Origin of the sequence: Nonomuraea sp. NPDC049141 (assembly GCF_040648415.1) — a bacterium.
GTDB lineage: Bacteria > Actinomycetota > Actinomycetes > Streptosporangiales > Streptosporangiaceae > Nonomuraea.
In genome coordinates this window covers 192484-203755 of sequence record NZ_JBEZDR010000009.1, presented here as the reverse complement: position 1 = coordinate 203755, position 11272 = coordinate 192484, and the positions used below count along the sequence as shown (strand labels likewise).

Sequence of the window (11272 nt, the reverse complement as noted above, 5' to 3'; positions counted from 1 at the left end):
GCGGCGGCACAGGGGCCGGCGGCGGCATGGTCACGCGGGACGTGGCGCGCGCCGAGACGGCCGCTTCGACGTGGCACACACGCTGAGCGGGCGCTTTCCACAACACGAACCGCTGGTATCCGCCATGATTAGCCACTGCACTACGGGTTACAGAATCCCCGATCCCAAATTCCCCGAGGAGAACCGAGATGGCACTTCCCACTCTCACCCCCGAGCAGCGCAAGGCGGCTCTGGAGAAGGCCGCGGAGGCACGCGCGGCTCGCACCGCTCTGCTGGCCAAGGTCAAGGCCGGTGAGCTGTCCTTCGCGCAGCTGCTGGAGCGCGATGACGACATCGCTAAGAAGATCAAGGTGTCGCAGGCCCTGCGCGCGGTCAAGGGCGTCGGCCCGGCCAAGGCCACCGCGCTGATGGAGGAGGCCGGCGTCGACGAGAAGCGCCGTCTCGGCGGCCTGGGCGCCCAGCAGCGCAAGAAGCTGGTCGAAGCGCTCGGCTGACGACCGGGCGGCCAGGTCCGCGCGCGAAGCCGCGCGGACCGGCCAGCGCTCCCGCGAAGCCGGTCAGGACCGAAGATAGGCGAGTACGGCCAGCACCCGCCGATGCTGATCGCTGTCGTCGGCGTACAGCCCGAGCTTGCTGAAGATGCTCCTGATGTGCTTCTCCACGGCGCCGTCGCTGATGACCAGCTGCCTGCCGATGGCCGGATTGGACTTCCCCTCGGCCATCAGCCCGAGCACCTCCCGCTCGCGCGGCGTCAGCTGCGCCAACGGGTCGTCCCTGCGCCTGCGCACCATCAACTGGGACACCACCTGAGGATCGAACACGGTCCCCCCGGCGGCGACCCGCCGGAGACCCTCCATGAACTCGTCCACGTCCACGACCCGGTCCTTCAGCAGATAGCCCACGGCCCCCCGGGCGTCGGCGAGCAGGTCGTCGGCGTAGGAGACCTCGACGTACTGCGACAGGATGAGCACCGGCGCCCCCGGGACCCGGCGGCGCGCCTCCACGGCGGCCCTGAGCCCCTCGTCGGTGAACGACGGCGGCATCCGCACGTCGACCACCGACACGTCCGGCCGGTGCTCGGCCACCGCCGCGACGAGCCCGTCACCGTCACCGACGGTCGCGACCACCTCGCAGCCGAACTCTTCGAGCAGCCTGACCAGGCCCTCCCTGATCAATACCGCGTCATCGGCCACGACTACGCGCACGGCACCTCCGCCACGATCACCGTCGGCCCGCCGTCGGGTGACTGCACGGCCAGCTCCCCGTCGACTGCGCGGAGCCGGTCGGCCAGACCGGCGAGACCGTGTCCCTTGGCGACGTGTGCGCCGCCGACCCCATCATCCCCGATGGTGAGCATGAGAATGTCACCGATGCGGATGAGCTGGATGGTGCAGATGGTGGCGCGGCTGTGCTTGGCGACGTTCGTGAGCGTCTCGGCGACGACGAAGTAGATGGCGTTCTCGACCGCGGCCTGGTAGCGCTGGACGGTCTGCACGTCGAGGTCGACCGGGATGGTGCAGCGCCCGGCGAGGGCGGCGAGGGCCGGGGCGAGGCCGCGGTCCGACAGGATGGGCGGCGCGATGCCGCGTGACAGGGCGCGCAGTTCGTCGAGCGTCTCGCGGGTGGCGTTGATCGCCGAGCTGATCGTGGCCTGCGCGGCCTCGGGGTCCTTGCGCATCTGCCGCTGCGCCCTGGACAGCTCCATGGCCAGCGAGACGAGGCGCTGCTGCGGGCCGTCGTGGATGTCGCGCTCCAGCTTGCGCAGCGCGTTGGCCTCGGCGGAGACGGCCGCGGCCCGGCCCTCCGCCAGGTCGTCGATGCGCTCCTGCAGCTCGGCGACGCCGGTCAGCAGCGCCCGGCCGAGCCCGGACCGCAGCAGCGCGGAGGCGCGCGTCATGATCGGCATGATGAGCAGGGCGACCAGGCCGAGGACGACGTAGAAGATCGAGTTCACCCAGTAGCCCCGCCCGATGCCGAGCAGCTCGGGCAGCTCGACGTTGTCGGGGATGCGCGAGGTGATGACGCCGTACAGGGGGTAGGTCAGCCCGGCGATCGGCAGCGCCCAGAACACCACGGTCAGCACGAACGACACGATGGCCAGCGGGAAGTTGAGCAACCCGTGCAGCAGGTCGAGCCATGACTGCCCGCTGGTCATCGGGTTCACCAGCCGGCGGAACCGCCCGGCCCCGGCGGGCGCAGGCTTGTAGCGGGGGCGTACCGGCGGGCGCTTGAGCACGTCGGAGAGCCAGCCGCGCTCCGCGTCCGCGAAACCACGGGCGATCATGAGCGTGCCCGCGAGCAGCGGCACACCGACCCACACGATCGCCGTGCCCACACCGGCGGCCATCCCGGCGACCAGGAGCACGAAGGCGATGACGGCCGTGGGGAAGCCGACCAGCGTGTAGCGGGTGTCCAGGAGGACACGTCTCATGAGGGAGCGCATGGCGTTCACCGTACGACGGTGCCACGCCCGGATCGACCCGGTGCGCAGGTATATGGCGGTAGGGCCTGCCCTACCTCCCTTGGTGGTGTGATCTTGCCTCGAAGAGGGCGGCTCACGGCACTGTGCCGGAGCGGTCGTGGCGGAAGTCTTGAGGCCTCACCTACTCGGATGAATCGAGGCCCCCCATGACCGCGTTGCTCGACCACCCGGCGCCCCTGCCGGAGGCCGCTGTACCGGTCCGCCCCGCCCCGGCGCGGCGGGCGGCGGTCAGGGACCCGTTCATCGACATCCTGCGGGTGTTCGGCATGGCGCTGGTGGTGCTGCAGCACTGGACGATCCCGGTGCTCACCTTCGACGGGGCCCGCCTGACGACCGGCAACGCCCTGTCGACGCCGGGGGTGTGGGTGGTGACCTGGGTCAGCCAGGTGATGCCGCTGGTGTTCTTCGCGGGCGGCGCCGCCAACGCCATCAGCTTCGGCCGGGCGGCGCACGGGGGGCCGCGGTGGCTGGCCACCCGGCTGCGCCGGCTGGCCTGGCCCCTCCTGCCGCTGGCCGCGGTCTGGATCCCGCTGCCCCAGTTGCTGGTCACTCTGAGCGTGCCCGCGCAGCCGCTGGCGGTGGGCTCGACGCTGACCGGCCAGCTCCTGTGGTTCCTCGCCGTCTACCTGATCGCGGTCACGGCCACGCCGTACATGATGCGGCTGCACGAGAGGTACGGCCTGCGCGTCCCGGTCGTCCTGGCGGCCGGGGCGGTGCTGACGGACGTAGTGCGGTTCTCGACCGGGCTGGACGCGCTGGGCTACCTCAACATCGTGTTCGTCTGGCTGGCGGTGCACCAGCTCGGTTTCCGGTACGCCGAAGGACGGCTGACGCGCCCCGGGCTGATGGCGATCGGCGGATTCGGGGCCGCGGCGCTGCTCGTGGCGTTCGGCCCGTACCCGGGCAGCATGATCGGCCTGCCCGGCGCCGAGGTGTCGAACATGGCCCCGCCCACGCTGGCCATGCTGGCCGTCTCGGTCGGCCAGATCGGGCTGGCCACGCTGCTGCGGCCGTGGATCCTGCGGCTGCGGACCGAGAAGCTGCTCGCCTGGGCGGGGCCGCGCATCATGACCGTCTACCTGTGGCACATGCCGGCGCTGTTCGCGGTCACCGGTGTGGTCGTCGTCGGCCTCGGCATCGACACTCCGGCGCCGGGCGGCCTGGGCTGGTTCGCCGGGTGGCCGATCTGGTTCGGGGCGCTCTGCCTGGTGATGTGGCCGCTGCTGAGGGTCTTCTCCCGGTTCGAGGAGCCGCCCGCGCTGCCGTACGGCGAGGCCACGTGGCGCGGCACGCTCACCTCGGCGGCGCTGGTCGGCGGCGGGCTGCTGGCGCTGACCGTGGCGGGGTTCGCGCCCGGTAACACGCCGTTCCTGGCGGTTCTGGCGATCCTGGGCGGACTGCTGCTTACCGGTCCGAGGGCACGTGTGTGAGGATTCGGAAACACGGTGGTCATCCGAATCCTCGAAGAATATGGTCACATGACGCACATCCAGCCCTTGTCGGAAGCCGACCTGCCCGGTGTCGCCGAGATCTACGCGCACTACGTGACGGACTCGGTGGCCACCTTCGACGAGACGCCCCTCGACACCGAGGCGTGGCGGCTGAAGGCGGCGGCGATCACCGAGGCGGGCCTGCCGTTCCTGGTGGCCAAGGAGGGCGACCAGGTGCTGGGGTACGCCTACTGCGCGCGCTACCGCCCCAAGCCCGCCTACCGGCACACCGTCGAGGACACGATCTACCTCTCGCCCGGCGCGACCGGGCGCGGGCTGGGCCGGCGGCTGCTCGGCGAGCTGATCTCCCGCGCCGCCGAGAGCGGCGCCCGGCAGATGATCGCGGTGATCGCCGACAGCGGCGATCCGGCGTCGCTGAAGCTGCACGCCGCGTTCGGGTTCGCGGAGGCGGGCCGGCTGAAGGCGGTCGGGTTCAAGCACGGGCGGTGGATCGACACCATCCTCTACCAGCTCGAACTCGCCTAGCACGGCGATATCGGACGGTCATGGGGCGCTGCCGGACCCGGTTGGGTTCGACCATCCGGCAAACTTCGGCAGGATAGAGGGTGTGAGCCTCCTCGTTGACCGCCTGCCGGAAGAGATCGACGCCGCCCCGGACGCCATTTTCGACGCGTTCGTTACCTGGAACTCCGAACGGGGGCTCACGCTCTATCCCGCCCAGGAGGAGGCGCTCATCGAGGTCGTCTCCGGGAGCAACGTGATCCTGGCCACCCCGACGGGCTCCGGCAAGAGCCTGGTCGCGGCGGGTGCCCACTTCGCCGCGCTGACCAGGGACGTCCGCACCTTCTACACCGCGCCGATCAAGGCGCTGGTGTCGGAGAAGTTCTTCGACCTGGTCTCCGTCTTCGGCACCGAGAACGTCGGCATGATGACCGGCGACGCCAGCGTCAACCCGGGCGCCCCGATCATCTGCTGCACGGCCGAGATCCTGGCCAACGTGGCGCTGCGCGACGGCGCGGCGGCCGACATCGGCCAGGTCGTCATGGACGAGTTCCACTTCTACGCCGAGCCCGACCGGGGCTGGGCCTGGCAGGTGCCGCTGCTGGAGCTGCCGAACGTGCAGTTCGTGCTGATGTCGGCGACGCTCGGCGACGTCTCGATGTTCGAGCGCGACCTGACCCGGCGCACCGGGCGGCCCACCGCGGTCGTCAAGCACGCCGAGCGGCCGGTGCCGCTGATCTACTCCTACCGGATGACGCCCCTGCACGAGACGCTGGAGGAGATGCTCCGCACCGGCCAGGCCCCCGTCTACGTGGTGCACTTCACCCAGGCCGCCGCCATGGAGCGGGCGCAGTCCCTGATGTCCATCAACATGGCGACGAAGGCCGAGAAGGAGGCCATCGCCACGCTGATCGGCGGTTTCCGTTTCACCACCCGGTTCGGCCGGGCCCTGTCCCGGCTCGTCCGGCACGGCATCGGCGTCCACCACGCGGGGATGCTGCCCAAATACCGGCGTCTGGTGGAGCGGCTGGCCCAGGCCGGGCTGCTGAAGGTCATCTGCGGCACCGACACGCTCGGCGTCGGCGTCAACGTGCCGATCCGGACCGTGCTGTTCACCGCGCTGTCCAAGTACGACGGCAACAAGGTGCGCCGCCTGCGCGCCCGCGAGTTCCACCAGATCGCCGGGCGGGCCGGGCGGGCGGGCTTCGACACCATCGGCTACGTCGCCTGCCAGGCGCCCGAGCACGACGTCGAGAACGCCAAGGCGCTGGCGAAGATCGGCGACGACCCGAAGCGGCGGCGCGGCTACGCCCGCAAGAAGCCGCCGGAGGGGTTCGTCGGCTGGAGCGAGGAGACCTTCGAGAAGCTGCAGACCGCCGAGCCCGAGCCGCTCAACTCCCGGTTCAAGGTCACCAACGCCATGCTGCTCGCGGTCATCAACCGGCCCGGCGACTGCTTCCAGGCGATGAAGCACCTGCTCACCGACAACCACGAGGACCGCAAGTGGCAGCGCCGGCACATCAGCCAGGCCATCGCCATCTACCGGTCGCTGCTCGCGGGCGGCATCGTCGAGCAGCTCACGGAGGCCGACGAGCAGGGCCGGCGGGCCAGGCTGACGATCGACCTGCAGGAGGACTTCGCGCTCAACCAGGCGCTGTCCACGTACGCGCTGGCCGCCTTCGACCTGCTCGACCACGAGTCGCCGAGCTACGCCCTCGACACGGTGTCGATCGTGGAGTCCATCCTCGACGACCCGCGTCAGATCCTGTCGGCCCAGCTGAAGAAGGCCAGGGGCGAGGCGGTCGCGCAGATGAAGGCCGACGGCATCGAGTACGAGGAGCGGATGGAGCAGCTCGCCGAGGTCATGTACCCGATGCCGCTCGAAGACCTGCTGCTCGGGGCCTACGAGACCTACCGGCGCGGGCATCCGTGGGTGGGCGACTACACGGTCAGCCCCAAGAGCGTGGTGCGCGACATGTACGAGCGGGCGATGACGTTCGCCGACTACATCCAGTTCTACGAGCTGGCCAGGTCGGAGGGCACGGTGCTGCGCTACCTGGCCGACGCCTACCGGACGCTGTCGCGCACGGTCCCCGAGCATCTCAAGACCGAGGACCTCATCGACCTGATCGAGTGGCTGGGCGAGCTGGTCAGGCAGGTCGACTCCTCCCTCATCGACGAGTGGGAGAAGCTGGCCAACCCCGAGGAGGCGCTGGAGCGCAAGGACCAGCTGGAGGCCAAGGTCCGGCCGGTCACCGCCAACACGCGGGCCTTCCGGGTGCTGGTGCGCAACGCGATGTTCCGCCTGGTCGAGCTCTGCGCCATCGAGAAGGAGGACGAGCTGGCGGAGCTGGCGCCCGACGTCGACTGGGGCGCGGCGCTCGACGCCTACTACGCCGACCACGAGGAGATCTTCACCGACGCCGACGCGCGGGGTCCCGCGCTGCTGCGCATCGAGGAGGAGGACGGCCTGTGGAAGGTGCGTCAGACCATCAAGGACCCGGCCGGTGACGGTGACTGGGGCATCGACGCGCAGATCGACCTGGCCGGCTCCGACGAGGAGGGCCGCGCGGTGGTGCACGTGCAGGGCCTCAACAGGCTCTGACGAAATAAGCCGTGTGCCGGAGCGGACTGGCAAGGGCGCCCCGGCACACGCCTGTCATCTAAGTCTCCGACAGCCAAGTTCGTCATCGCGTCATAGCAATGTCTCAAGATCGAGACATTCGGCGGATTGTCCGAGATCTCGCACCACTTCGCTCGCGGATCATGGGACAAAATAGACGAATGAGCGACGGAGAGAACAGGCGGGTGCTCGGCCTGCTCGCCCAGGACGACACGCTGCGGGCCTTCGCCTCCCTGGTCCTCGGCGCCACCGACGGACTGTCGCCGAAGGTCCTGGCCCGGCTGGCCGCCGGTGGGCTGGCCGTACAGGAGGAGGACGGCAAGTGGCGGGCGGCGCCGGAGAAGTTCCGTGAGCTGCTCCGGGCGCGGGCCGCCGAGCCCGAGCCCGAGGTGAGCGCCGAGGAGCGGCTGCTGCAGACGTTCCTGGTGGACGGGCGGCTGAAGAGCATGCCGATGAAGCACGAGAAGCGGGTCGTGGTGCTCCGCTACATCTCGCGGGTGTTCGAGCCCGGTGTCCGCTATCCGGAGAAGGACGTGAACGTCGCGCTGCGGGCCTTCCACGATGACTACGCGGCTCTGCGCAGGTATCTGGTGGACGAGTGCCTGCTGTCCAGGGAGGACAACGTCTACTGGCGCAGCGGCGGCCCGGTGGAGCTCTAGCGCTGCAGGTTGCTGGTCCAGGCGTCGATCTTGGCCTGCCACCGCGCGGGGTCCTCCGGCCGGCCGGGGACGCCCGGCCGGGTCTGCCAGGGCAGCGGCCCCGGCTCCTGCCGGTACTCCACCCCGATCGCGGCCAGCCGCGGCAGGTGGGCCGCCAGCCGCAGGCGGAAGTCGGCCAGGTCCCGGGCGGGCGGGCTCCACACCGTCTCCGCGAACGCCGCCACCCGCGGGAAGGCCATGTAGTCCAGGCGCCGGTTGGAGTCGATCAGCTCGGTCCAGAGACCGCACTGCGACCCGAGGACCCGCTCCCCTGCCGGATCGTCGCGCAGCTCCTTCGGGACCGGGTCGAAGGCGTACACGTCCTCCAGCGTCAGCACGGTCCCGAACGGCACCGGCTCGTCCTCCCCCGGCCCCTGCCGGTAGTCGAAGTAGACGGAGGTGTTCGGGCAGGTGATCACGTCGTGCCCGGAGCGGGCCGCCGACACTGCCCCCAGGTCGCCGCGCCAGGAGGCCACCACGGCGCCCGGCGCGAGCCCGCCTTCCAGGATCTCGTCCCAGCCCACCAGCCTGCGTCCCCGCGCGGCCAGGTACGCGTCGAAGCGGTGGATGAACCAGCTCTGCAGCTCGTCCTCGTCCCGCAGCCCGAGCTCACCGATGCGGCGCTGCGCGGCGGGGCTGGCCCGCCACTGGTCCTTGCGGCACTCGTCGCCGCCGACGCACACGTACGGGCTCGGGAACAGCTCCAGCACCTCGTCGAAGACGTTCTGGAAGAACGCGATCGTGCTGTCCTCGACGTTCAGCACGTTCACGCCGACGCCCCACGTGGTGCGCACCTCCAGCGGGGTGTCGAGGTTGCCCAGCTCGGGGTAGGCGGCGATGGCGGCCTGGGTGTGGCCGGGCAGGTCGATCTCCGGAACGACCGTGACATAGCGCCGCGCCGCGAAGGCGACGATCTCCCGGATGTCGTCCTGCGTGTAGTAGCCGCCGTGCGGGCGGCCGTCCATGGCGCCGTTCCAGCCGGTCTGGCTCTCCGTGCGCCAGGCGCCGACCTCGGTCAGCCGGGGGTAGCGCTTGATCTCGACGCGCCAGCCCTGGTCGTCGGTGAGGTGCAGGTGCAGCACGTTGAGCTTGTGCAGCGCCATCAGATCGATGAAGCGCAACAAATCATGCTTGGTCATGAAATGTCGGGCGACGTCGAGGATGCAGCCGCGCCACCCGAACCTCGGCTCGTCCTCGATCAGGACGGCGGGCAGCACCAGCGGCTCCCCCGCCGCCGCCTTCCTGAACGCGGCGGCCGGGAGCAGCTGCCGCAGCGTCTGCGCCCCGTAGAACACCCCCGCAGGGCCGCCACCCTCGATCACGACGCCGTCGTCGGCCACGCTCAGCCGGTACGCCTCGGGTGACAGCTCGTCGCGGAGCCGGAGAGTGATCGTTCCCGAGCCCGGTCCCGGCAGCAGTTCGCCGCCGGTGACCGGGCTCAGCTCGCCCCGCAACCAGGAGGCGACGCCGGTGAGCGCCGGCTCCGCGGTCAGAGCGGTGTCCCGATCGAGGACGAACCGCCCCTGCCGGACCTCGTACCGGACGGGCTTGGGAACGATCATGAGCTCTCTTCCTACTGGCAGGTTATGGAGGCGTCGGCGAAGTCGGCGTGGTCCGAGGTGGCGTTGTCGCCGCCGTTGGTCGCGACCAGCCGGACGTACGTGGCGCCCTTCACCGACGCGGTGACCTTCCTGGCCGGCTGCGCGCCGGTCACGATGCCCGAGTGGGCGACCCGGCCGCCGTCGGCCCAGACCTCGAGGTCGGCCGACCCCGCCGCGCCCACCTCGTCGTCGATCCCGGCCTGGAACTCGACGGTCGAGCAGCGGCCGGCGGTGTAGAACTCGATGTCGGCGGGCGCGTGAGCACCGAGCCCCTTGGCGTAGCGGACCCCCTCGATGGTGATCGGCTTGCCGTCTCCGGCGGCCTTCTCGCCGTTGCTGGTGTCCTTCTCGACCGGGCCGAAGTAGTTCGCGACGCGGGTCCAGGGCAGGTCGCTCAGGTACGTACGGCCGGATCCTGGCGCCCGCGCGACCTTGACGACGGCGGTGGCCGTGGACTTGGCGGCTGTCGCGGTGATCTCGTAGTCCTTGAGCTCCGCTCCGGTGGGCGGCGTGACCCCCCACTTCACGGTGAACGTCTCGCCGCCGTCCAGCCGCCCGGTCCTGGTGGCCGTCCGCGCCCTGGCCCGCCACCCCTCCGGTACGGCCAGCGCCACCTCGACGTCGCGCAACCGGTCCGTGCCACCGGTGTTGGTGACCCTGGTGACGACCTCCCGCTCCACGCCCGGCTCCAGCACGGACGGGTGGTCCTCGCCCAGGACCGCGGCCGGGTCCGTCTCCACCAGCACGGCGGGCGGGGCCTGCTCCCGGCTCACGCTCACCCGGTACAGCACGGACCCGTGGGCGGGCACCTGGGCCGCCAGGTCGCCCGCCGTGGTGGTGACCGCGCCGGTCCACAGCTCCTCGACGCGGTAGCGGGCGGGCTTCAGCCGGGTGGAGATCGTCGCCGCCCGGTCGCTCTCGTTGAACAGCAGGATCGCCTGATCCCCGTTCGCCAGGGGCTTGGACAGCACGTGGTACCAGCCGTCGGACGTCACGAACCGGCCCTGGACGCCCAGCGCGTCCTGGTCGACGGCGATCACCTTGGGGTTGGCGACGATCGCCGGCGGCGCCTTGGCCGGGTCGGACTGGAGGATGAGCGGGGAGGCGCCAACCGCCCAGAGGCTGACCTGGGTGCGGTACTCGGCGTCGGTCATGCCGCCCCGGCCCGCCTGGATCAGGTCGGGGTCCGCCCAGCTCCCGGGGCCCGCGTACTCGGCCCTGAGCTGGTTGAACTCCCAGATGTCGACCATGGTCGGATAGCTGTCGGAGATGGGCTTGTTGTAGACGTTGGTCCGCCAGGTGGTGGCCTTCGTGTCCTTGCCCCAGAGCCACGGCACGGTGCTGCCGTCCTCGTTGTTCATGGCGAACGCGATCGCGTCGCCGAGCGCCTGGCGCATGCGCGGGTAGAGGGTCTGGGCGATCTGCTGGACGTTCTGGCCGGGGAAGTCGGCGGCCGGGATGTTGCACCAGTCGTACTTGACGTAGTCGACGCCCCAGCCCTTGACCTGCTCGGCGTCGGCGGCCTCGCTCTTGTAGGAGCCGGGGCCGCCGCCGGAGCACGCCTTGGTGCCCGCCGACAGGCTCAGGCCGAGCTTGAGCCCCTTGCCGTGCAGGTAGTCGGCCAGCGCCTTGACGCCGGAGGGGAAGCGAGTGGCGTCGGGGGCCAGGGCTCCGCCGGTGCGCTGGGCGGCCAGCCAGCAGTCGTCGATGATGACGTGGCGGTAGCCGGCCGGGGCGAGCGGGGCCAGGGCGTCGGCCGCCTGCCGTACGGACGCCTCCGAGACCGAACAGCCGAGTGAACGGCTGCTCCAGCCCATCGGCGGGCCGCTCACGGCGGCACCCGAGGCGGGTAATGGCACGAAGGGCAGGGTGAGGAGGGCCGCCGCGAGGGCGGCCGTGGTTGTGCGCATGGGGGT

At 70.8% G+C, this 11272-nt stretch carries 9 protein-coding genes; 5 read left to right on the top strand and 4 right to left on the bottom strand.

Annotation, left to right across the window (positions count from 1 at the left end; translation table 11 throughout):
• Positions 1-188 precede the first annotated feature (188 nt).
• On the top strand, positions 189-494 hold the full coding sequence (mihF, locus tag AB0B91_RS27610; RefSeq protein WP_358325321.1) for an integration host factor, actinobacterial type: 306 nt from the start codon (positions 189-191) through the stop codon (positions 492-494).
• A gap of 63 nt (positions 495-557) precedes the next feature.
• On the opposite strand, the gene AB0B91_RS27605 is transcribed toward mihF, so the two are convergent.
• Positions 558-1205: a response regulator transcription factor gene (locus tag AB0B91_RS27605; RefSeq protein ID WP_358325318.1), complete on the bottom strand. Its 648-nt coding sequence runs from the start codon at positions 1203-1205 to the stop codon at positions 558-560.
• The gene (locus AB0B91_RS27600) at positions 1196-2431 is read right to left on the bottom strand and encodes a sensor domain-containing protein (protein ID WP_358325315.1); all 1236 of its coding nucleotides are present in this window, start codon (positions 2429-2431) and stop codon (positions 1196-1198) included. Before AB0B91_RS27600 ends, AB0B91_RS27605 begins: the two co-directional genes overlap by 10 nt.
• Before the next feature lie 197 nt (positions 2432-2628).
• Here AB0B91_RS27600 and AB0B91_RS27595 point away from each other — a divergent pair, with 197 nt between their 5' ends.
• The 4 genes from AB0B91_RS27595 (at position 2629) to AB0B91_RS27580 (ending at position 7716) form a co-directional block, all read left to right on the top strand.
• Positions 2629-3912 (top strand): acyltransferase, encoded by a 1284-nt coding sequence (locus tag AB0B91_RS27595; protein ID WP_358325312.1) that lies wholly within the window; start codon positions 2629-2631, stop codon positions 3910-3912.
• 48 nt (positions 3913-3960) lie between these two features.
• Entirely contained in the window at positions 3961-4458 is a 498-nt protein-coding gene (locus AB0B91_RS27590; RefSeq protein ID WP_358325309.1) for an N-acetyltransferase family protein, read from the top strand.
• Positions 4459-4531: 73 nt separating this feature from the next.
• On the top strand, positions 4532-7039 hold the full coding sequence (locus tag AB0B91_RS27585; RefSeq protein ID WP_358326019.1) for a DUF3516 domain-containing protein: 2508 nt from the start codon (positions 4532-4534) through the stop codon (positions 7037-7039).
• Positions 7040-7218: 179 nt separating this feature from the next.
• Entirely contained in the window at positions 7219-7716 is a 498-nt protein-coding gene (locus tag AB0B91_RS27580; protein WP_358325307.1) for a DUF2087 domain-containing protein, read from the top strand.
• Here AB0B91_RS27580 and AB0B91_RS27575 read toward each other — a convergent pair.
• Together AB0B91_RS27575 and AB0B91_RS27570 are read right to left on the bottom strand one after the other, a co-directional pair.
• On the bottom strand, positions 7713-9317 hold the full coding sequence (locus AB0B91_RS27575; protein WP_358325304.1) for a beta-N-acetylhexosaminidase: 1605 nt from the start codon (positions 9315-9317) through the stop codon (positions 7713-7715). The genes AB0B91_RS27580 and AB0B91_RS27575 overlap by 4 nt on opposite strands.
• Before the next feature lie 11 nt (positions 9318-9328).
• The gene (locus tag AB0B91_RS27570; protein WP_358325301.1) at positions 9329-11266 is read right to left on the bottom strand and encodes an NPCBM/NEW2 domain-containing protein; all 1938 of its coding nucleotides are present in this window, start codon (positions 11264-11266) and stop codon (positions 9329-9331) included.
• Between the last annotated feature and the right edge of the window lie 6 nt (positions 11267-11272).